At 33.1% G+C, this 21,672-nt stretch carries 16 protein-coding genes and 2 tRNA genes; 15 read left to right on the top strand and 3 right to left on the bottom strand.

The genetic code is table 11. From position 1 onward, the window contains the following. Positions 1 to 970: 970 nt before the first annotated feature. Positions 971 to 1,043, bottom strand: a tRNA-Phe gene (locus PW52_RS12355). Between the two features lie 112 nt (positions 1,044 to 1,155). Here PW52_RS12355 and PW52_RS12350 point away from each other — a divergent pair. The 9 genes from PW52_RS12350 (at position 1,156) to PW52_RS12310 (ending at position 10,364) form a co-directional block, all read left to right on the top strand. Beyond that, positions 1,156 to 1,947 carry a type III pantothenate kinase gene (locus tag PW52_RS12350; protein WP_316930145.1) on the top strand — a complete coding sequence of 264 codons (792 nt, stop codon included), beginning with the start codon at positions 1,156 to 1,158 and terminating at the stop codon, positions 1,945 to 1,947. Then, the gene (locus tag PW52_RS12345; protein ID WP_044633248.1) at positions 1,944 to 3,263 is read left to right on the top strand and encodes a membrane protein; all 1,320 of its coding nucleotides are present in this window, start codon (positions 1,944 to 1,946) and stop codon (positions 3,261 to 3,263) included. Before PW52_RS12350 ends, PW52_RS12345 begins: the two co-directional genes overlap by 4 nt. A 25-nt stretch (positions 3,264 to 3,288) precedes the next feature. After that, on the top strand, positions 3,289 to 4,671 hold the full coding sequence (locus PW52_RS12340) for a tetratricopeptide repeat protein (RefSeq protein ID WP_044633247.1): 1,383 nt from the start codon (positions 3,289 to 3,291) through the stop codon (positions 4,669 to 4,671). After that, on the top strand, positions 4,671 to 5,228 hold the full coding sequence (lptC, locus tag PW52_RS12335; RefSeq protein WP_044633276.1) for an LPS export ABC transporter periplasmic protein LptC: 558 nt from the start codon (positions 4,671 to 4,673) through the stop codon (positions 5,226 to 5,228). Before PW52_RS12340 ends, lptC begins: the two co-directional genes overlap by 1 nt. Before the next feature lie 67 nt (positions 5,229 to 5,295). Next, the gene (locus PW52_RS12330; RefSeq protein ID WP_044633246.1) at positions 5,296 to 5,490 is read left to right on the top strand and encodes a hypothetical protein; all 195 of its coding nucleotides are present in this window, start codon (positions 5,296 to 5,298) and stop codon (positions 5,488 to 5,490) included. Beyond that, complete coding sequence (locus PW52_RS12325) at positions 5,491 to 6,780, top strand: hemolysin family protein (RefSeq protein ID WP_044633245.1); 1,290 nt, start codon at positions 5,491 to 5,493, stop codon at positions 6,778 to 6,780. A 136-nt stretch (positions 6,781 to 6,916) separates the two neighbouring features. Beyond that, the gene (locus PW52_RS12320; protein ID WP_044633244.1) at positions 6,917 to 9,046 is read left to right on the top strand and encodes a peptidylprolyl isomerase; all 2,130 of its coding nucleotides are present in this window, start codon (positions 6,917 to 6,919) and stop codon (positions 9,044 to 9,046) included. 147 nt (positions 9,047 to 9,193) lie between these two features. After that, complete coding sequence (trxB, locus tag PW52_RS12315) at positions 9,194 to 10,174, top strand: thioredoxin-disulfide reductase (protein ID WP_044633243.1); 981 nt, start codon at positions 9,194 to 9,196, stop codon at positions 10,172 to 10,174. Positions 10,175 to 10,289: 115 nt separating this feature from the next. Next, positions 10,290 to 10,364, top strand: a tRNA-Pro gene (locus PW52_RS12310). A 93-nt stretch (positions 10,365 to 10,457) separates the two neighbouring features. Here the strand turns inward: PW52_RS12310 and PW52_RS12305 are convergent. Both PW52_RS12305 and PW52_RS12300 read right to left on the bottom strand, forming a co-directional pair. Beyond that, complete coding sequence (locus tag PW52_RS12305) at positions 10,458 to 11,717, bottom strand: exo-beta-N-acetylmuramidase NamZ family protein (protein ID WP_044633242.1); 1,260 nt, start codon at positions 11,715 to 11,717, stop codon at positions 10,458 to 10,460. Positions 11,718 to 11,746: 29 nt separating this feature from the next. Further along, on the bottom strand, positions 11,747 to 12,496 hold the full coding sequence (locus PW52_RS12300; RefSeq protein WP_044633275.1) for a DeoR/GlpR family DNA-binding transcription regulator: 750 nt from the start codon (positions 12,494 to 12,496) through the stop codon (positions 11,747 to 11,749). 147 nt (positions 12,497 to 12,643) lie between these two features. On the opposite strand from PW52_RS12300, the gene PW52_RS12295 reads away from it, so the two are divergent. The 6 genes from PW52_RS12295 to PW52_RS17550 all read left to right on the top strand — a co-directional run bounded on the left by PW52_RS12295 (position 12,644) and on the right by PW52_RS17550 (position 21,617). Then, positions 12,644 to 13,756, top strand: coding sequence for an acyltransferase family protein (locus tag PW52_RS12295; protein ID WP_044633241.1), 1,113 nt, complete (start codon positions 12,644 to 12,646; stop codon positions 13,754 to 13,756). Between the two features lie 134 nt (positions 13,757 to 13,890). Then, positions 13,891 to 17,079: a SusC/RagA family TonB-linked outer membrane protein gene (locus tag PW52_RS12290; RefSeq protein ID WP_044633240.1), complete on the top strand. Its 3,189-nt coding sequence runs from the start codon at positions 13,891 to 13,893 to the stop codon at positions 17,077 to 17,079. Between the two features lie 11 nt (positions 17,080 to 17,090). Next, entirely contained in the window at positions 17,091 to 18,578 is a 1,488-nt protein-coding gene (locus tag PW52_RS12285) for a SusD/RagB family nutrient-binding outer membrane lipoprotein (protein ID WP_044633274.1), read from the top strand. A 143-nt stretch (positions 18,579 to 18,721) separates the two neighbouring features. After that, a complete protein-coding gene (locus tag PW52_RS12280) occupies positions 18,722 to 19,906 on the top strand; it encodes an exo-beta-N-acetylmuramidase NamZ family protein (RefSeq protein ID WP_044633239.1) in 1,185 nt (394 codons plus the stop codon). Positions 19,907 to 19,977: 71 nt separating this feature from the next. Next, positions 19,978 to 21,447, top strand: coding sequence for a sodium:solute symporter (locus PW52_RS12275; RefSeq protein WP_044633238.1), 1,470 nt, complete (start codon positions 19,978 to 19,980; stop codon positions 21,445 to 21,447). A gap of 29 nt (positions 21,448 to 21,476) precedes the next feature. Then, positions 21,477 to 21,617, top strand: coding sequence for a hypothetical protein (locus PW52_RS17550; RefSeq protein ID WP_165586776.1), 141 nt, complete (start codon positions 21,477 to 21,479; stop codon positions 21,615 to 21,617). Positions 21,618 to 21,672 lie beyond the last annotated feature (55 nt).

Genomic DNA, 21,672 nt, shown 5'->3' with positions numbered 1-21,672 from the left:
TTTTAATACTTTTTCCTCCTTTAAAAAATAACACTGTCTTAAACTAGGGTGAAGGTTTACAATAAACAGATTAAAGTAAAAAGTTGTTTAAATAGATATCCTAAATAGCTTCAATAACATGCTAATTGGACAAAGAATCCAAAAAATGGCAACATATTGCTGCGATTTGGAGTTTTAAGGCTTTATAAAGAGCTTAACAATATAAAAATGGCACATAACAAACTGAGTGTAAAATAGCACGACGAAGGTGTCATTTCGAGCATAGTCGATAAATTTCATCTAGTATAGGGACTAACTCTAAAAAAAAAGATGAATTTAAGTAGTTAGAACGTTTTTAAGATAACAAAAGATAAGAATAAGTCTTTTACAGTTAAATTATCAAATGGATAAAGAAATGGCCCATATAGTTTGCGAACTGCACAATTTTACGGAAGAGGGAGGGAATTGTTATTGTTGGAAATTCTTAAATAGGATTATGAAAGTTAGATTAACGTATACAATAAATAATAGAAACAATTTGAGTAAACTACTATTGTTGAAAATCCGTAATATTTAATGAGGTTTCGACTGGGCTCAACCTGACTAAAGAGAACAATTTTTTCATTTTAATTTGTCACCTGGAGCGTAGTCGAAAAGGGCTTAAGTTCCAAATATTAATGAGTTTTGATCAGTCCGAGTAATGTTTGACGTACGTCAACATGATATCGAGAACCGTTAAACAATTATTTTATAAAACAGATTTAGAATTATAATTTTAAATGTTGTTATTTAATAAGATGCTTAAAATTAATTTAGCATGACAAACTTTTAGTATAGCATAAAAATAAGGTTTAGTCTTTTGTTTTCGTCACGATTTTATAATCAATAGTTTAAATAAAATTATAAGTTTAAGCGAATTTCGATCTAAGAATTTTAACAAAAAGTAGTAAAAACAAAAAATCCCGTAAACCAAAGTTTCGGGATCTTTTTGTGGTACCTCCAGGAATCGAACCAGGGACACAAGGATTTTCAGTCCTTTGCTCTACCAACTGAGCTAAGGTACCTCGCCAAAGCGGATGCAAATATATATGCAATTTTGTTATTTGCCAAAATAAAATCGTAAAAATTTCAAATAAATTTTCTTAAAAATACTATTGTTTTGAAATTTAATAATTTATGTTAAAAACAAAAGGTATTACTTTTGTGTTTTATAAATTTAGTACCAATTTACAACATATGAATTTAGTTATCGATGTAGGAAACACTTTAATAAAACTTGCCGTTTTTAACAATAATACATTGGTTTTAAAAAAAGCGGTTGCCGAACATACTATTATAAAGACCGTTACCGAAATTAAAATGGACTATCCAAATTTGGTTACGGCTATAATTTCGTCGGTAGGCAAGCTTCAACAATCAACCCTTATTTTTCTGGAAAGTCAGTTTAGCTTACAGGTGTTATCGGCAGAGGTAATGTTACCGTTTACAAATTTGTATGAAACTCCAAATACTTTAGGTGTAGATCGTATAGCTTTGGTGGCTGCTTCAGTTAAGCAATTTCCGAAGCAAGATGTGCTAATTATTGATGCGGGTACTTGTTTAACTTTCGATTTTATAAACAAGCAAAAACAGTATTTAGGAGGTGCTATTTCTCCTGGTTTACAAATGCGATACCAAGCTTTACATAATTTTACGGCTAAATTGCCGTTGTTAGAACGAGAAATGCCTGCTAAATTAATAGGCGCTTCAACAAATGCAGCCATACATTCTGGAGTTGTTTATGGCGTTTTAAATGAATTGGATGGTGTAATTAATGAATATAAGTTACGTTATCCTGATTTATCGGTTATTTTAACAGGAGGAGATGCTAAATTTTTGTCAAAACAATTAAAAAGTAGCATATTTGCGCTTTCTGATTTTTTATTAGAGGGATTAAACTATATTTTACAATATAATATAAACGAATGATTAAAAAGCTAGTATTAGTTTTTATAGCTGTTGTTTCAATTTACAGTTACGGACAAGAAGGTTCTGCATCACCATATTCTTTTTACGGAATAGGAAATATTAAATTTAAAGGTACAGCAGAAAACCGAAGCATGGGAGGATTAAGTATTTATACCGATAGTATTCATGTTAACCTGCGAAACCCGGCATCTTATGCAAGTGATAGAGTAGGTATTTATCCTTTTAATGGAGAAACAAGCCCTGTAAAGTTTGCAGTTGGTGGTAATTATTCAAGCATTAATTTAAAGAGTGAAGATGGTAACGATAAAACATCGTCTGCAACATTCGATTATTTAGCTATTGCAGTGCCGCTTGGTAAGTTTGGAATAGGTTTTGGCTTATTACCACATTCTTCGGTTGGGTATCGTTTACAGTCGCTTAATACAGATGGCAATTTACAAAATAAATTTACTGGTGAAGGCGGTGTAAATAAAGTGTTTGTAGGTGTTGGTTATCAGGTTGTTAAAGGCTTGTCGTTAGGGGTCGATTTTCAATATAATTTTGGTAGCATTACTAACGGTACTGTTGAGTATTTATATGATGAAGATGGCACACCTATTCAATACCAATCTAGAGAAGATAACCGATCGGATTTAAGTGGGTTAAATTTAAATTTTGGAGCCACCTATAAAGGTTCAATTTTAAATAATTTAGAATTATCGGTAGGTGTAACTTATGCACCAGAAAGTTTATTGGGATCTAAAAATAAGCGCACATTTTCTACTATTACTACAAACACAAATGGTACCGAATTTGTTTATAATACTATTAATGTTGATTTAGATGCTTTAGGCTTGCAAGAAACCGATTTAATTTTACCATCGCGTTTCTCTGCTGGTATTGGTATTGGGGAATCAAGAAAGTGGTTTGTAGGTACCGAGTATGTGTTTAGAAACACTAGTAATATAAGAAGCTCGGTAACTAACGGTAGTAACCCAACTATACATGAAGATGCTTCAACAATTTCGTTTGGAGGTTTTTATATACCAAAATACAATGCCTTTAATAACTTTTTTAAACGCGTGGTATATCGCGCTGGTATGCGTTTCGAAAAAACAGGGGTAGTTATAAATAACGAGTCTATTAAAGAGTTTGGCATATCTTTTGGAGTAGGAATACCTGTAGGAGATTCTAGACTATTATCGAATGCTAATTTAGGTGCCGAGTTTGGCAAAAGAGGAACAACAAACAATAGTTTAATACAGGAGAATTTTGTTAATTTCCAATTAAGCTTATCTTTGAACGATCGATGGTTTGAGAAGAGAAAATACGACTAATTGTATAAATTTATTAATTAATATCATGAAGAAACAAATTACATTATTATTAACTATTTTATTTTTTGGGTTAAATTTTGGTTTTGCCCAACAAAATGAAGAATGCATGACGAAGCTTTCTATATTTCATGAGTATGTAAAAGCTAAAAATTATGATGCTGCTTATGAGCCTTGGATGGCGGTTAGAAATGCATGTCCTAAGTTTAATAACGCTATTTATGTAGATGGCGAGAAGATATTAGATCATAAAATAGATAATTCAACAGGAGCTGAAAAAGTAGCTTTTATAAACGATTTATTAAAACTTTGGGAACAACGTGCTGAACATTTTGCTAGTAAAACAGCAACTGGCGAATATGCTGCAAAGGCGGCACAATTAATGTACGATAATCGTAAAGATTTAGGAAAAACTAAAGAGGAGCTTTATGCTGTTTTTGATGCTGCTTATCAAAAAGATAAGGAAACGTTTAGAAACCCTAAAAGTTTATATACTTACTTTTCTTTAATGGTTGATTTATATGATGCTAAAAAGAAAACAGCTGCCGATTTATTTAACAAATACGATGATGTTGTTGAAAAAGTTGAAGAAGAAGTAGGAAATTATTCTGCGCAATTAAACAAACTTATTGCTAAAGATTCCACTGGAGCTACTTATACAAGCAAAGAAAAAAGTTATAAAAGATATTACGAAAGTTATTTAAAAGCTTACGATCAAGTATCTGGAAGTATTGATAGTAAATTAGGAGATAGAGCAAATTGCGATAACTTAATTCCACTTTACGAAAAGGACTTTGAAGCTAACAAAGATAATGCGGTTTGGTTACAACGTGCTGCTGGTAAAATGAGTGAAAAAGATTGTACTGATGATCCATTATTCTTTAAGTTAGTAAACGCTTACCACGAGTTAAGTCCTTCAGCTAATTCGGCATACTACTTAGGTATCTTAAAAGATAAAGACGGAGATTCTAACGGAGCCATTGCATTTTACAAGCAAGCTATCGATTTAGAGACAGACGACTTTAAAAAAGCAAAACTTAACAAGCGTATTGGTTTAAAATTAAAAGGAAAAGGACGTTATGGACAAGCAAGAAGCTTTTTTAGACAAGCATTAAAATTAAACCCATCAGACGGAAGCCCGTATTTATCTATCGCAGCGATGTATGCGGCTAGTGCAAACAGTTGTGGTACAACAGCATTCGATAAAAGAGCGGTTTATTGGTTAGCTGCAAACGAAGCACAAAGAGCTGCAAATGTAGATCCTACAATGAAATCTAGAGCAGCACAATCTGTAGCAAATTACAAAGCGAAAGCACCATCAAAATCTGAGATTTTTAGTTCAGGACGTTCTGGAGAAACTATTAAAATTGGATGTTGGATTGGTTCTTCGGTAAAAGTACCAAGCATTTAATGTTAAAAACACAAACATATATTAAAAAAAACATAGTCATAGCTTTTGCTGTGACTATGTTTTTTTCTTGTAATAATAGTTTGTCGAATGTGCAAAAAATAGGTATTTCAGATAACGAGCCTATTGGTGTTGAATATAACTCCAACCTAAAATATACCGATTCGGGCAAGTTAAAAGCTAATTTGGTAAGCACTAAACTTTTCGATTACTCCAATCGTGATTTTCCGTTTCACGAATTTAAAGACGGCGCTACGCTTTATGTTTACGACGACCAAAGCCGAAAAAGCACTATTGTTGCCGATTACGCTTATGTTTATGCCGATACCGATTTAATAGACATGCGCAGCAACGTGGTAATTACCACACACGATAATCAAGTTTTAAAAACCGAGCAGTTATATTACGACCAAAGTAAAGATTGGTTATATACCAACAAACCGGTATCGTTTAAAACCGAGAAGGATTTAATAAATGGTAATGGTTTCGATTCTAATTCAAAATTCACAAACGCCGAAGTATTAGAAGTTACCGGTATTATTACCCTAGAAGAAGATTAACAATCATACTCTTGGCATTCTTCAAAATTAAGTATCTTTACAGCAAATAAATTAATAGTTTCAATTCATGAAATTTTATAAAATTTTTCAATACGCCTATTTGGTATTCGCAGTTTTATTTTTGTATGATGCCTTTACAAAATGGGAGATAAATACAACCGGTGCTTATATATCGTTAGGATTAGCTGCATTGGCTGTTTTTATGTTTTTCTTCCGTAGAAAATTCGGTAAAAAATTCGATAATAGAAATAACTCAAAGTAAATGAGTGTTTTTCTTGTTATTATAATTGTTTCATTAATTTTTTCGGCCTTTTTTTCGGGCATGGAAATTGCCTACGTGTCTTCGAATAAAATTCACATCGAAATAGAAAAAAAGCAAGATGGTATTCTGGCTAAAGCCTTAAGTAAAATAACGGCTAAACCATCAAAATTTATTACAACTATGCTTATTGGTAACAATATTGCATTGGTAATTTATGGGTTTTTTATGGGCGATTTTTTGGTCAACTGGTTTCAATCTATGTTGCCAACAAATAGCGAGTTTTTAAACTACTTACTTAATGATTTAAGTTTACTATCTCAAACCATAATTTCAACTTTAGTAATTTTAATTACGGCCGAATTTTTACCAAAAGTATTCTTTCAAATTTATGCCAATACCTTAATAAAAGCCTTGGCAATTCCAGCATATTTATTTTATGTTTTGTTTACCTTTATTTCAGAATTTGTAATTTGGATTTCAGACATCATTTTAAAATACTTGTTTAAAACAGAAGGCGACCAGATACAAATGGCATTTACTAAAGTAGAGTTGGGTAATTATATAAGTGAACAATTAGAATCTGTTGAAGAGTCGGATGATGTCGATTCCGAAATACAAATTTTTCAAAATGCATTAGAGTTTTCCGATGTAAAAGCCCGAGAAGTTATGGTTCCGCGAACCGAAATTATTGCGGTTGAAATTAACGATTCAATAAAAAATTTAAGTGCTCTTTTTACCGAAACAGGTTGTACTAAAATATTAGTTTATAAGGATACTATTGATGATATTTTAGGTTACGTGCATTCTTTTGAACTTTTTAAAAAACCTAAAAGTATTAAAGCCATGATGCTTCCTGTTGAATTTGTTCCAGAAACCGTTTTAATAAAAGATGTGCTTAGTGTGCTTACTAAAAAACGTAAAAGTATAGCCGTTATTTTAGATGAATATGGGGGGACATCGGGCATTATGACGGTTGAGGATATTGTTGAAGAATTATTTGGTGAAATTGAAGACGAACACGATTCTATCGATTTAATTGAGGAGGTATTAAGCGAGAAAGTCTTTAAATTTTCGGCTCGTTTAGAAGTTGATTATATTAATGAAACTTTTAAGCTAAATTTACCTGAAAATGAAAACTACGAAACGCTTGGTGGGCTAATAGTAAACCACACCGAAGAAATTCCGGTACAAAACGAAATAGTAAAAATAGAGCAGTTTCAATTTACTATTCTCGAGGTATCTAACACTAAAATAGACCTCGTAGAAGTTAAAGTTTTACAAGACGATTAAAATACCTACTTACACTTTTATTATTGAATAGAAAATGGTATTTTCGCGCACGATATTTTTGCTAGATTTAATATTTGGCAAACAACCTAATTAGTAATCCTTTGTAATATAGGGTTTTAAAAAATTAAATTTTCAAATGGCAGTTTTAAATAAGATAAGACAACGCTCACTAATTTTAATATTAATTATTGCATTAGCGTTATTTTCTTTTGTATTAGCAGATTTGTTTAAAAACAGTGATGCATTAACTTCGAAATCGCAAAATATTGTTGCGACAATTAACGGTAAAGATATTTCGCGTGAAGATTTTCTTCAGAAGGTAGAAACCTTACAACGCCAAATGGGACCAAACGCTACCAATTCTCAGGTAATGAATCAGGTTTGGAATCAGGAAGTCCGTCAAGCCATTATGGAAACACAATACGATGCCTTAGGGATTACTGTTGAAAAAGACCAAATGCGTGATTTATTAAAGACAGCTTTGGCGTCGAGCCCAGAATTTTTAAATGAAGCTGGTTTATTTGATGAAAATAAATTAAACGAGTATATCGCAAACTTAAAAGAAACCTCTGAAGCCGGTTACCAAAGTTGGATAAACTACGAAAAGCAAGTGGCTAACAACGCGCTGCAGCAAAATTATTTTAATTTAGTGAAAGCCGGTTTAACAGGAACGTTAAACGAAGGCGAATTAGAGCATAAGTTAGAGGGAAATAAAGTAGATATTAAATATGTACAAGTTGCTTACAGCAAAATTCCAGATAGCACGGTTACCGTAACTAAATCTGAAATTTCAAGTTATATTAACGATCATAAAAAGCAATTTGAGGTTGAAGCTTCAAGAGATATTCGTTTTGTTGAATTTAAAGAAGAGGCTTCTGTACAAGATGAAACTAACATTATAAAGGAGTTAACATCTTATTTAAATGGAAGATTAGTTGATGAAACGGGAAGAAAAGATACTATTGTTGCTTTTTCAAAAGTAAAAAATAATGCTGATTATGTAAATCATACAGCGGCTTCAGATATTAAATTCGATGAGCGTTTTGTATTTAAAAATGCTTTGCCAACTGCGGTTGCCGATAGTATTTATAAGTTAAATGAAGGCGAAGTTTACGGACCTTATAAAGATAACGGATACTTTAAATTATCGAAAGTGGTAGCTGTAAAGCAAATTCCAGATTCGGCTAAAGTACGTCATATTTTAATTCCATTTATTGGAGCGCAAAGTACGTCGCCAGAGGTGACACAAACCGATGCCGAAGCAAAAGTAACAGCCGATAGTTTATTAGCTATTTTAAAAACCGATAAATCTAAATTCTCTGAGTTTGTAACCGAGTTTTCTTCAGATCAAGGAAGTGTAGCAAAAGAAGGGCGTTACGATTGGCACCCTTACAACACGATGGTTCCTGAATTTAATGCGTTTGAATTTGAAGGTAAAGTTGGTGATTTAGGTGTTGTAAAAACTGTTTTTGGTTATCATATTATTGAAATTGAAGGTCAGAAAAATAAAAGCAAGGCGATTCAAGTGGCAACTATTGCAAGAGAAATAGAGCCTTCTGAAGAAACTGCAGATAAAATATTTAGAGAAGCTTCTAATTTCGAAATTAACGCTGGTAAAGGTGATTTTGAAGCTTTAGCAATCGAGAATAAGTATACAGTAAAACCGGTTAATGGAATGAAAGCATTAGATGAAGCTATTCCGGGTATTGGTAACCAACGTCCTATTGTACGTTGGGCGTTCGAGGAAGAGTCTGAAGTTGGCGATATAAAACGATTTAACATTACAGGAGGTTATGTTATTGCACAATTGGTTGCAAAACATGCAAAAGGATTAATGTCTGTTGAAGAAGCTACTGCAACTGTACTTCCCAAAATAAGAAAGGAAAAGAAAGCAAAATTAATTCGTGATCGTGTTTCTGCATCAAATCTTGATGATTTAGCTAAAGCTGAAAATACAAGTGTTAGAACAGCTACAGGTATAAGCATGAAAACACCTACTATATCTGGAGCAGGTAGAGAGCCATTAGTTGTAGGAACTGCCTTTGGTTTGAATGAAGGTGAAACCTCTGGACTTATTGATGGTGCAAATGGCCTTTATATGGTTCAAGTTACCAAAGTAACCCCAGCAGCCGAATTAGAGAATTACCAAGCTGTAGCAAATCGTGTGGCACAGCAAAAAACTAGCGTTGTGTCGAGTAAACTGTATAATGCTTTGAAAGAATCTGCGGAGATTGAAGATAATCGTGCAAAAATTCAAATTCAATAATTTTTGAATTAAAAAATAAATAGAAGCCTCGTTTATCGGGGCTTTTTTTATAGTTTTTTATTATTAATTTATAAGAAGTGTTTATAACTTAGTGGTAAGGTTTCTAACAAAAAACCTACTTTTGTAATAGTAAAAAAGAAATTCAATATGTCAGATACAATAGAACACGTAAAATGCTTAATTATAGGATCTGGACCAGCTGGTTACACAGCAGCAATTTATGCCGCCAGAGCTAATATGAATCCAGTTTTATATCAAGGTACACAACCCGGAGGGCAATTAACGACAACTAACGAAGTTGAAAATTTTCCTGGTTATCCAGAAGGCGTTACCGGCCCAGAAATGATGATGCAGTTGCAAGCACAAGCGCAAAGGTTTGAAGCCGATATACGTGACGGATGGATTACTAAAGTTGATTTCTCTGGAGATATTCATAAAGTTTGGGTTAACGAAACTAAAGAAATTCATTGCGATACGGTAATTATTTCAACCGGAGCTTCTGCTAAATATTTAGGATTAGATTCTGAACAAAAATACCTTAAATTGGGAGGGGGTGTTTCGGCATGTGCTGTTTGCGACGGATTCTTTTATAGAAATCAAGAGGTAGTAATTGTTGGTGCTGGCGATTCGGCTTGTGAAGAAGCACATTACTTATCTAAACTTTGTAAAAAAGTAACTATGTTAGTTCGTAGAGATGAGTTTAGAGCATCAAAAATAATGGCCGATAGAGTTAAAAATACTCAAAACATTGAGATATTATTCAACACTGAAACCGATGAGGTTTTAGGCGATGGACAAGTAGTTACAGGTGTGCGTGTGTTTAATAACCAAACCAAGGTAAAACAAGAATTACCGGCTACTGGATTTTTTGTTGCAATAGGACATAAACCAAATACCGATATTTTTAAAGGTTTTTTAAATTTAGATGAAACAGGATATATTATAAACAAGCCTGGGACTTCTAAAACAAATATTGATGGTGTTTTCGTATCTGGTGATGCAGCCGACCATGTTTACAGACAAGCCATTACAGCTGCTGGAACGGGGTGTATGGCAGCCTTAGATGCCGAACGTTATTTAGCGGCTAAAGATGCTTCGTTTGAAGTTTCAACGTCTACCTACAACTAGGTAATTACATATTTACATATAAAATTTGAGGCTGTTTTAAATATTTGAAACAGCCTCTTTTTGTTTTGCTAGTTTTAAAAAAAGTATTTTCTTTGAAAACTTTTTAAAATTAAAACGGGATGTGGCGCAGTCCGGTTAGCGTACACGGCTGGGGGCCGTGTGGTCGCAGGTTCGAATCCTGTCATCCCGACAAAATGTATTAAAATAAGTAAGCTCTCTAAGTTGTATGCTAATACTATTTTGGTGTTTCTAGCCTTCTTTAATTACCCGCTTTGTAGGCGGTTTAAGGATAAATTAAATATTTCTGTCTCGTATTTTTAAAGTTAGATAAATCATCTTGCCAAGTAGCTTTTATTTCTTTTAAACTAAAGCCTTTTTCAATTTGATTTTTTAGCTTATCTGTCCCAGCTAAAAGATTAATCGATCGTTCTCTAAAAAAATTAGTTTTATTTGCTGTAGAATTATAAGCATCTATAAGCCATTTAAAATTTAAGGAATCTAATTTTTCCATTTCAGATAAGTCTAATCCATAACATTCCTTATCCATGTTTTTTGGATGTTTAGCTCCAAAATTTGGTTTAGGAGTGAAGCTGAAATTATACTTCTCTTTTGGTAAATCTGGAGACCCAAAAGTTTGAAATTGCATATCTGTACCTCGTCCGCAGTTAACGTTAGTACCTTCAAATAAACATAAGCTTGGGTATAAATTTATAGATTTATCGTTAGGCAAGTTTGGAGATGGTCTTAAAGGTAAGGTGTAACTTGAATTATGCGTGTAATTTTTTAATGGAACTACAGTAAGATCGCATTGAATACCATTTTTTAGCCATTTTTCTCCGTTTATCATTTTTGCATATTCACCTATGGTCATTCCGTAAACTATGGGAACAGGATGAAGTCCAACAAAGCTTCTAAATTTTTCTTCAACTACGGGGCCGTCAACATAATGACCGTTTGGATTTGGTCTGTCTAAAACAATTACAGGAATGTTTTTTTCAGCACAGGCTTCCATAACATAGTGCAATGTGGAGAGATAGGTGTAAAAACGAGCGCCAACATCTTGAATGTCGAAAATAACAAGATCTAAATCGCTTAAATGTGCATTAGATGGTTTAAACTTCTCTTCCGAATTGCTGTTGTCATTGGTTCCGTAAAGAGAAACCACGGGAATGCCAGTTTGTTCATCAATTTCACTCTTTATAACTTCGCCAGCGTCAATTTTACCTCTTAAACCGTGTTCTGGGGCAAATATTCTCACAATATTTATATCTAACGATTTTAAGGAATCGACAAGGTGTGTATGGCTTGTTTGGTCGTTATTTTTAAAAATCACCGATGTATTATTGGCTGCTAAAGCAATTCTTTTGCCTTTTAATAAGTGTAAATAGTTTTCAGTTTGATTAGCGCCTACAACAATTGCTTCGGTTGTGGTTTCTAGTACTTCGTTGATTATTTCTGGCTTTTCGTTCTTATGTTTACAATTCGTGAAGCATATAAATAATAGTATTATTGGCGCTATTATTTTTGAATTTTTTTGTCGCATAATTTAAAATTTAATGATTAATTAGTGGTTTATAAAAGGTTTAAGCCTGCAGAAATGTAGTTTTTTAGTTTAGGGTCATTAATTTCTAAATCTGTTACTACCATGTCAATTTCTTTTAATTCGCATACATTATAGTTGTGTATCAGGTTTAATTTATTTATCGATGCCAGGTAAACAATTTGATTGGAGGCATTTATCATAGCTTTTTTAATTAAAGACACTTCGTAACCTTCGTCTGTAATGCCGTGTTCAACATCTAGAGCGCTTACTCCCATAAAACAAATATCTGCTCTAATATCAGACAGGTGTTGTATAACATCAATGCCCGTTGTAACCATTGAGCTTCTATGAATTTTTCCACCAATAAAAATGGTTTCAATTAATGGGTGCTCTGTTAATTGCATAGCAATTGGTAAGCTATAGGTGTAAACGGTGGCTTTTAACTTTTTTGGCAGTAATTTGGCGAACATTAAGTTTGTTGTTCCTCCGCTTATAATAATTACCATGCCATCCTCTATTAGTGAAATAGCTTTTTGAGCAATGCGTACTTTTCCTTCTCTGTTGTAAATAACATCTTCGTTATAGTGATACAATTTTTGAATATTAGAAATAGCACCGCCGTGTACTTTTGTAATCAATCCTTTGTCGTGAAGTTGCTTAATATCTCTTCTAATGGTGTCTTCAGAAACGTCCAATCGTTCAGATAAAAAGCTAGAACTAACTTTTCTATTTATGCTTACTTCGTCTATTATTTTTTGTTGTCTTTCCTTTTTTTTCATAAGGTTGGCTTTTATCAAAAATAAGATTTAATTGTTTTAATGTGCAAATTTTTTAAATAAAAAATGCAATTTTATGCGTTTTTATGATATTAAAAATGCATTTATTTCTTTTTTTATACATTTGAATATATCTATAAATAATTAAATATGAATATTTCTAAAAGATTAATTGCGTTAGATGTTTTAAGAGGGATGACTATTTCGTTTATGATATTGGTAAATACCCCAGGTAGTTGGAGTTATGTTTATCCGCCGTTAAGGCATGCCAAGTGGCACGGTTGTACGCCGACAGATTTGGTGTTTCCTTTTTTCATATTTATTGTAGGGGTGTCTGTGTTTTTTTCTTTTAAAAAATATCATACCAATATGAATAAAACCAGTCTTTTAAAAATATTAAAACGAACGGTAATTATATTTCTCTTAGGATTGTTTCTTAATCTTTTTCCGCACTTCGATTTTAGTAATGTGCGCATTATGGGGGTTTTACAACGAATAGCATTAGCTTATGGTATAGGCGCTATACTTTGTTTGAGTTTAGAAAAAATTAAGCTTTTATATGTTTTGGGTGTTTTATTAATTGGGTATTGGGCGCTATTATATTTTACATCTGGACAAGAATTGTACATCTTAGAAAATAATGTTGTTAGAACCTTTGATTTGTTTTTATTAGGAGAAAAACATGTTTACAAAGGTTTCGGTATTCCGTTCGATCCAGAAGGTGTACTATCAACAATACCAGCTATTGGTACACTAATAATAGGGTTTTTAACAGGACAAATAGTTGGTACTAAAATTTCGGTTATAGATAAAATTAAGGTGTTGCTAGGTTATGGTGTTTTATTAGTTGCTTTAGGAAGTATTTGGAGTATTGTTTTTCCTATTAATAAAGCTTTATGGACTAGCTCGTATGTTTTATATGCAGCTGGTTGGGCAATTTTGTTGTTAGCGTTGTTGGTCTTTTTAATAGACTATAAAGGTTATTCTAAATGGGCGAAACCCTTTGTCCATTTTGGGACTAATCCGTTATTTATTTTTGTTTTTTCTGGTCTTTATGTAAAAACCATAAGTTATTTAGTGAAAATACCAACCGAAGCTGCTGGTGAAGCTAAAATATCGGGCTATAAATATCTTTTCGAGCATGTTTTTGCTCCAATTACGGGCCATATGAATGGTTCTTTACTGTTTGCTTTAAGTCACATTGTTTTTTTCTGGGGAATTTGCTTTTTGCTTTTTAAAGGCAGAGTTTTTATAAAAATTTAGCAATTTTTCTAATTTTAAAAAGTTATTTGTTAATTTTTCCATGTTTTAATATTTAAACACGCATTTTTTTGCCTAAAAAATGCGTGTTTAATTTTTTTTTCATAATTTTAACAATAACTTAAATTCTAACTAATATGAAAAATTACTATTTTCAATTAACCCTTTTGGTGTTATTGTTTTTTTCGCATAGTGCTTTTGCACAAACAGCAACGGTATCTGGTGTTGTAACCGAGGAAGGAACAAATATGCCATTAATAGGGGTGAATGTTGCTATTGAAAGCACTTCAAAAGGAGCTGTAACAGATTTTGATGGAAAGTATTCTATTCAATCAGATGCTGTTGAAGGTAAGTCTCTTGTTTTTAGCTTTATTGGTTTTAAAACCGTTTCAGTTGTATTAAAAGGCGGAAATCAAATTGTTAATATTGCTTTAGAAGAAGATGCTACTAATCTTGATGCTGTTGTTGTAACGGCGTTAGGGATTAAAAGAGAGGCTAAAGCCTTAGGGTATGCCTTAACAGAAGTTAAAGGAGACGAGTTGTCTCAGGTAAAAACAACAAGTGCTGTTAATTCTTTACAAGGTAGAGTTGCAGGTGTTAACATTTCAACCAGTAGCACTGGAGCCTCTGGTTCGAGTAGAGTTATTATTCGTGGTGCTAGTTCGCTTACGGGTAATAATCAGCCACTGTATGTTGTAGATGGTATTCCTATAATTAACAATACAAATGGTTCTGTTGTTGGAGCAACTAACGATGGAACAGGCGATGGTGGTGACGATATTTCCTCTATTAATCCAGATGATATCGAATCTGTTTCTGTGTTAAAAGGTAGTTCTGCGGCAGCGCTTTATGGTTCGTTGGCATCTAACGGTGTTATCATGATTACTACAAAATCGGGTAAAGGGCAACAAGGTTTGGGAGTTGAGTATTCTTCTTCTTATACTTTTGAAAGAATAAATACCGACCTTATAAGCTTGCAAACTACATATGGTCAAGGAAGTCAAGGTTTAAAACCAGGATATGAATATGATGTAAACGATAATCCTGTAGAAATTACAGACACTGCTTTAGCGATTGATGATGCATTTACTAATACCTTGTATTCTTGGGGCGCTAAAATGGATGGCTCAATGGTTTATAATTGGGACGGCGTTCAAAGACCTTATTCTTATACCGGAAATAATTTAGATAAATTCTACCAAACTGGTACTACGGCAGTTAATACACTGGCATTAACTAAAGGAGCAGAAGATTATAATTATCGTTTTTCTTTTTCAAACTTAGAAAATAAAGATATTTTTCCAGGGTCTACTTTAAACCGAAAATCGCTTTCGTTTAATGGGTCGGCAAATATAAACCCCAAATTAACATCAACAATAAATGCTAAATATGTTATAGAAAAGGTTCACAACCGTGTAAATCTTGGCGATACACCCGGAAATGCAAATACGGTGGCCTATGTGTTACCAAGCAGTTTAGATATAAATGATTTAAAACCAGGCTCGAATAGCGAAGGGACAGAACTTTTGTTTCAACCAAGTCAATTTATTTCCAATCCGTATTGGGTGGTAAATGGGTTTAATAATGATGACAAAAAAAACAGACTAACAGCTTCTACGGTTTTAAGATATGATATTACAGATTGGTTGTATGCTACTGGACGTGCAGGTATTGATACCTACGAATTGTCAAGAAGTAGAGTGGTTCCATTTGGTACAGCTTATAGGCCAACAGGAGAAATGACCGAGTCTAAATCAACCTATTCTTTGTTTAATGCAGATTTTATGGTTGGCGTAGAAAAAGCACTTACAGATAAATTTGCCATAAATACAATTATTGGAGCAAATACCAGAACATCAACTTTCGATGCGCTTAGTGCAACAGGAAGAGAGTTTATTGTGGTTGGGCTAGAAGATATAAATAATACAACCTTGCCAGAACCAAATTATAGCTATTATAAAACTAAAACCAATTCGGTATACGGGTCGTTCGAGGTAGATTACGGTGAGTTTGCTTACCTTACATTTACAGGTCGAAATGATTGGTTTTCAACATTATCATTCCCAGGAAAAACGACTCCAAACAACGATTTTTACTGGTCGCTAAGTGGTAGTTTATTGCTTTCTGAAGCTTTAGAACTGCCAGAAGCAATTAATTATGCAAAACTTAGAGCAAGTTATGCGCAAGTAGCGGGAGGTGCTTCTGATGCTTATGCCTTAAACTTAGATTATGCAATTACAGGTTCTTTCCAAGGACAATCGTATGGCGAATTAAACGGAAGTTATATTCCTAATCCAAACTTAGTACCATTTCAAAAAACAGAGTACGAGCTTGGTTTTGAAGGTCGATTTTTAAATAACCGTTTAAATCTTGATGTAGCTTACTACTCTAATAAAACAACTAACGATATTGTTGAGGCAGCAGCTTCTTTGTCGTCTGGTTTTAACTCTGCAGTTTTAAATATTGGCGAATTACAAAATAAAGGTATTGAATTGTTAATAGGAGGTTCGCCAATTAAAACCGACGATTTTTCATGGTATACATCATTTAACGTAGGTTATAATAACAGTGAAATTTTACATACAGATGACGAGGATACTCCAATAAATGTAGATGGTAGCCAAACACGATCTTATACTGCTATTATTTCACACATTGTAGGAGAGCATTATGGTGTTATATACGGTTCGTCTTACGAGCGCGATGATAGTGGCAATATTGTTTATGATTTAAGCGGATCTATACCAACGCCAGTTCAAGGTGAATATAAAGTACTAGGCCAGGGTGTTGCACCTTATACTTTTGGTTTTTCAAACACTTTTAGATATAAAGATGTTTCGTTAGGCTTTTTAATCGATGCAAAATTTGGAGGTAGTGTACATTCTGGTACAAATAGAGAATTAATGCTAAGAGGTTTACATGAAAAAACATTAGAAGGTCGCGAAACTGGACTTGAAGTTTCTGGAATAGATAGCAGCACAGGCGAAGCATTTACAACCGTTGTAGCACCAGAAAATTTAAGAACGTATTACGGTTTAATTGGTGAGCAAAATTCTGGTATTTCTGAAGAGTTTGTTTACAGTACCGATTTTATAAAATTTAGAGAATTAAGTTTATCATATAATATTCCTAAAACAGTGCTTAAAAATCTATTTATTCGAGATGTAAGGCTGTCGTTAATAGGTAGGAATTTGTTCTTTATTTCGAGAGATATCGAAAATGTAGATCCAGAGGCATCACTAAATAACTTGAATTCCCAAGGTATAGAACGATTTGGTGTGCCGTCAACCAGAAGCTTAGGATTTTCTGTAAATGTTAAATTTTAAAAAAAATGAAAATGAAAAAAATATTAATATTATTGGCAGTAATTATATTCTTTGGGGCTTGTGATAATGGTTTTGAAGAAATAAACGTAAACCCAACCAAGGCAACAACACTAGCGCCTTCAACACAGTTTACTTATGTGCAGTTGTACACAGGTGGTAGTAGTTATGTGGCAAATTTATTTTGGAATGTTATTCATTTAATGCAAAATGTACAACACTTAAATCTTACGTCGTACGTGTCTTTTTTATACAAAGAAGGCAGTACAAATTGGTTGTTTGAAGAGCAATACGATACAACAGTTAAAAACATAGTAGATTTAGAAGCGCAATTAGAAAGCAGCAATGAACCAACGGCTGTGATTGATTTAGCGATAACTAGAATTCAAAAAGTGTTAATTTTTAGTAGATTAACCGATGCTTATGGAGATATTCCTTACAGTGAAGCTGGTAAAGGTTTTTTAGAAGGCATTCGCTTTCCTAAATACGATATGCAAAGTGATATTTATGCCGATATGTTGGCTACTTTAGAAGCCTCGGTTGCCACTTTAAGTGGAAGTGGCGAAAGTTCTTATGGTTCTGCTGATTTGTTTTTCGCTGGTGATAAATCTAAATGGATAAAATTTGGTAATTCTTTAATGCTACGTTTGGCTATGCGAATGGTGAATGTAGATAATGCATCTGCAGAAGCTTGGGCAACAAAAGCAATTGCTGGAGGTGTAATGGAAAGCAATGATGATATTGCATATCTTCAATACGAAAATCATGCAAACGATGGTGGTCCAAATGTAAATCCGCTTACCAAGTGTTTTACCTCTAGAGCGTCTACTCAAGTAAAAATATCAAAAACATTTATGGATTTTATGAAAGATAGAAACGATCCGCGTGTTTCTGTACTTTGCTCTACTGTCGATGGAGATACTTCTTTCGATCTTCAATTTGGTCAAGATATTAACGACCCAACCAGAGGTGAAGCTAATTCTAAACCTAACATTAATATTTTTGGAGGTTCGGGCGAAGTTATTTACGATGCGCCGTTTTTCTTTCAAACTTATGCTGAAGTTGAGTTTATGATTGCCGAAGCTGCAGAGCGTTGGGGCTTAGCAGGAGGCGATGTTGAAGCGCACTATAATGCAGGTGTAACAGCAGCAATGGAATATTTAGCTATGTACGGAAATGGTGTTAGTATTTCAGCATCGGAAATTAGCGATTATTTAACCGCAAATCCGTTTGTTCCTGCAGAAGCTTTAAAAATGATAAATGAACAATATTGGGTAGCTACTTTTGGAAATGGATTAGAAACTTTCTCTAATTGGAAACGCTCTGGATATCCGCAATTAGTAGCAGCCGATGTTGCCGAAACACTTACGGGAGGAGAAATTCCTAGACGATTTGTTTATCCATCTTCCGAAGCACTTAATAACCCCGGAAATGTAGCTTTGGCGACAGAGCAACAAGGAGGAGATAGTTTATTAACAAGAATGTGGTGGGATGTAAATTAAAACATTTTTGGTTCAAATTCCGTGAATATCATAAAACAACGTTTTTTTTATTTTTAGTCAAGAGATAGTAATTGAGGTGAGAGCACTTCTCACCTTGGTTCTTTCTCATTAACTAGTCTTAATCGTCTGCAAAGTTTATTATTTTGAAAAAAGTTAAAACAGGACTCGATGTATTAATTAATGATACAAACCTTCAAAATGTATTTAAAGGAAATGTTGCTTTGTTGAGTCATAATGCATCGGTAGATGCGACCTTTACTCATGCAGCGTTTAGGTTTAAGGCGCTTTTTGGAGATAGGTTTGTTAAGTTATTTGGGCCTCAACATGGATTTACAACCGATGCCCAAGATAATATGATTGAAACAAATCATTATATACATTCATATTTTAAAATTCCAGTTTATTCGCTCTATTCAGAAACGCGAGTTCCTACAGATGAGATGTTAGAAGGGATAAATCATTTATTTGTTGACTTGCAAGATGTTGGTGCTCGAATGTATACATACATTTATACGTTAACACTTTTACTTGAAAAATGCAGTGAAAAGGACATTGAAATTATTGTGCTAGATAGACCCAACCCTATTAACGGCGTTGATATTGAAGGGAATATTTTAGAGTTAGAATTTGAATCGTTTATAGGGAGACATCCAATTCCAGTAAGACATGGAATGACAATTGGAGAAGTTGCACAAATGCATCAGGAATTTTGGGCAACAAAAAAAGCAAAACTCAGAATAATTAAAATGAAAGATTGGGAGCGATTTATGTATTTTAAAGATACAAATTTACCATGGTTATTACCTTCGCCAAATCTTTCTAGAGCAGCAAGTGCGCTATCATTTCCAGCCATCGTTTTATATGAAGGAACATTGTTAAGCGAAGGACGAGGAACAACACAACCTCTTGAAATTGTTGGGCATCCTAAAGTAGAACCATTTGCTTTATCAAGCTTTTTAAAAAACAGTTTAAAGCAAACTAATTTAGCGGGGTTTGTTATTCGACCAGTAACATTTTTGCCAACTTTTGATAAGTATAAAGATGCATCATGTGGAGGTATTCAATTACACATTACTAATAGAAAAACGTTTAAACCTTGGCGTGTAGGGCAATTTATGCTACGAGAATTATATCATTATTTAGGAAATGAGTTTGAATGGAGAAAACCTCCTTTTGAATATAATTACAGTCAGCAGCCAATAGATATAATTAACGGGACTAACAAACTCAGGCATTGGGTAGAAACAAGAGGTGCTTTTGAAGCTTTAAATGGGTTTGAAAATTTAATAGAATACAAAAAGCAACTTAATACAGTAAAACTTTATTAATACAATTTAATCAAAAAACAAACAATTGGTAACACTATTTGGTTGCTAGTTGAAATAAATTCAATTCGTACATGGGAGCTACTCTTATTTTAGTAATTATAGCATCATATTTTGGACTATTAATGTTAATATCATACATAGTTTCTAAAAACACAAGTGACGATTCTTTTTATACAGGAGATCGAAAATCACCTTGGCAGGTTGTTGCTTTTGGAATGATTGGAGCTGTGTTATCTGGAGTTACTTTTGTGTCAATACCTGGAATGGTTAGTAATAATTATTTTTATTATTTGCAGTTTGTTTTAGGTAACGTAGTTGGGTATGTTATTATAACCTATGTACTTCTTCCTATTTATTTCGATTTAAAATTAGTTTCTATATACACATATTTAAAAACACGTTTTGGTATTAATACTTATAAAACGGGTTCACTATTTTTTTTAATATCCCAATCTTTTGGGGCGGCATTACGACTGTTGTTAGCTGCGAAAATATTGCAATATGCTGTGTTTGATGCGTTTCATATTCCGTTTTATGTAACAGTTATTTTAATATTACTTCTAATTTGGTTTTATACTAATAAATCTGGTATTAAAACTATTGTATGGACAGATATGCTTCAAACGTTTTTCTTGATATCTGCAGCGATAGTTTCTATTTATGTTATTAAAAATTCATTAGGATTAAGTTTTTCAAAAACAATAACTACTGTAGTTAACCATGAGTATTTTAAAGTTTTTGATTGGAATGTTAAATCTGGAAGTAACTTTTTTAAACAATTTATTTCGGGTGTTTTAATTGCGATAGCCATGGTTGGTTTAGACCAAAATATGATGCAAAAAACACTAACCTGTAAGAATAAAAAAGAAGCACAACGTAATATTTTATCCTTCAGTTTAATTCTAGCAATTACTCAATTTTTGTTTTTAGGATTGGGTGTTTTATTATACGTTTATGCTAATAAGCATGGCATATCTTTAGAAGTTGAAAACGGAAAATTTGTAAATACAGATCAGTTGTTTCCAATACTTTCTTTAAACCATTTTGGCACTTTGGCTAGCCTAAGTTTTATTTTAGGCATTACGGCCGCTTCATTTTCTAGCGCCGATTCTGCTTTAACGGCTTTAACGACTTCGTTTACTCATGATTTTTTAGATATACAGCATAAAACTTCAAAAGAAAAAAACCGATTAAAAAACCATGTTTTGCTTGGTTTTTCGGTTGTTGTTTTTGCTATCATAATGGTGTTTTCGCAAAGTAAAGGCGATGTGATTTCTACCATATTTAAAGTGGCGGGTTATACTTATGGGCCTCTGTTAGGGCTTTACATGTTTGGGATTTTTACTAAAATAAAAGTAAAAGATAAAGCTGTGCCTGTAATTTGTATTCTTATGCCACTATTTACCTATGCCTTAAACCATTATTTTATTGAGTGGTTGAATTTCGATTTTGGGTTTATGAACATATTTGTTAATGGGTTTCTAACGGTTGTTTGCCTTTTGTTTTTTAAAGAAAAACATAAGGTTAAGCAACAAACATAAACGAAATGTAAATAAAAATTAAAATGAAGATGAATAAAAAATTAATACTGGTAATTATAGTTTGTCTGTATGTGTTTTTATGTTGTTTAACAGGATGTAAAAATGCGGGTTTAAACCAAAGTTTAGTTCTAGAAAACAACATGGCTATCGGACTAATTATACCAAGTTAATAGTGATTAAATGGCACACTTAAACTTAATCGAGTGTGCGTAATTGTAATGAAAT

Origin of the sequence: Neotamlana sedimentorum (assembly GCF_000943565.1) — a bacterium.
GTDB classification, from domain to species: Bacteria; Bacteroidota; Bacteroidia; order Flavobacteriales; family Flavobacteriaceae; genus Neotamlana; species Neotamlana sedimentorum.
This window is presented reverse-complemented; position numbering and strand designations above follow the sequence as displayed.

Excerpts from the sequence above, each read along its gene's own strand:
- PW52_RS12330 (WP_044633246.1), top strand. The coding sequence starts at position 5,296 with ATGAAATTTTATAAAATTTTTCAATACGCCTATTTGGTATTCGCAGTT.
- PW52_RS12290 (WP_044633240.1), top strand. The coding sequence starts at position 13,891 with ATGAAAAATTACTATTTTCAATTAACCCTTTTGGTGTTATTGTTTTTT.
- PW52_RS12300 (WP_044633275.1), bottom strand. The coding sequence starts at position 12,496 with ATGAAAAAAAAGGAAAGACAACAAAAAATAATAGACGAAGTAAGCATA.
- lptC (WP_044633276.1), top strand. The coding sequence starts at position 4,671 with ATGTTAAAAACACAAACATATATTAAAAAAAACATAGTCATAGCTTTT.
- PW52_RS12275 (WP_044633238.1), top strand. The coding sequence starts at position 19,978 with ATGGGAGCTACTCTTATTTTAGTAATTATAGCATCATATTTTGGACTA.
- PW52_RS12350 (WP_316930145.1), top strand. The coding sequence starts at position 1,156 with ATGTTAAAAACAAAAGGTATTACTTTTGTGTTTTATAAATTTAGTACC.
- PW52_RS12340 (WP_044633247.1), top strand. The coding sequence starts at position 3,289 with ATGAAGAAACAAATTACATTATTATTAACTATTTTATTTTTTGGGTTA.
- PW52_RS12305 (WP_044633242.1), bottom strand. The coding sequence starts at position 11,717 with ATGCGACAAAAAAATTCAAAAATAATAGCGCCAATAATACTATTATTT.
- PW52_RS12325 (WP_044633245.1), top strand. The coding sequence starts at position 5,491 with ATGAGTGTTTTTCTTGTTATTATAATTGTTTCATTAATTTTTTCGGCC.
- trxB (WP_044633243.1), top strand. The coding sequence starts at position 9,194 with ATGTCAGATACAATAGAACACGTAAAATGCTTAATTATAGGATCTGGA.
- PW52_RS12345 (WP_044633248.1), top strand. The coding sequence starts at position 1,944 with ATGATTAAAAAGCTAGTATTAGTTTTTATAGCTGTTGTTTCAATTTAC.
- PW52_RS12285 (WP_044633274.1), top strand. The coding sequence starts at position 17,091 with ATGAAAAAAATATTAATATTATTGGCAGTAATTATATTCTTTGGGGCT.
- PW52_RS12320 (WP_044633244.1), top strand. The coding sequence starts at position 6,917 with ATGGCAGTTTTAAATAAGATAAGACAACGCTCACTAATTTTAATATTA.
- PW52_RS17550 (WP_165586776.1), top strand. The coding sequence starts at position 21,477 with ATGAATAAAAAATTAATACTGGTAATTATAGTTTGTCTGTATGTGTTT.
- PW52_RS12295 (WP_044633241.1), top strand. The coding sequence starts at position 12,644 with ATGAATATTTCTAAAAGATTAATTGCGTTAGATGTTTTAAGAGGGATG.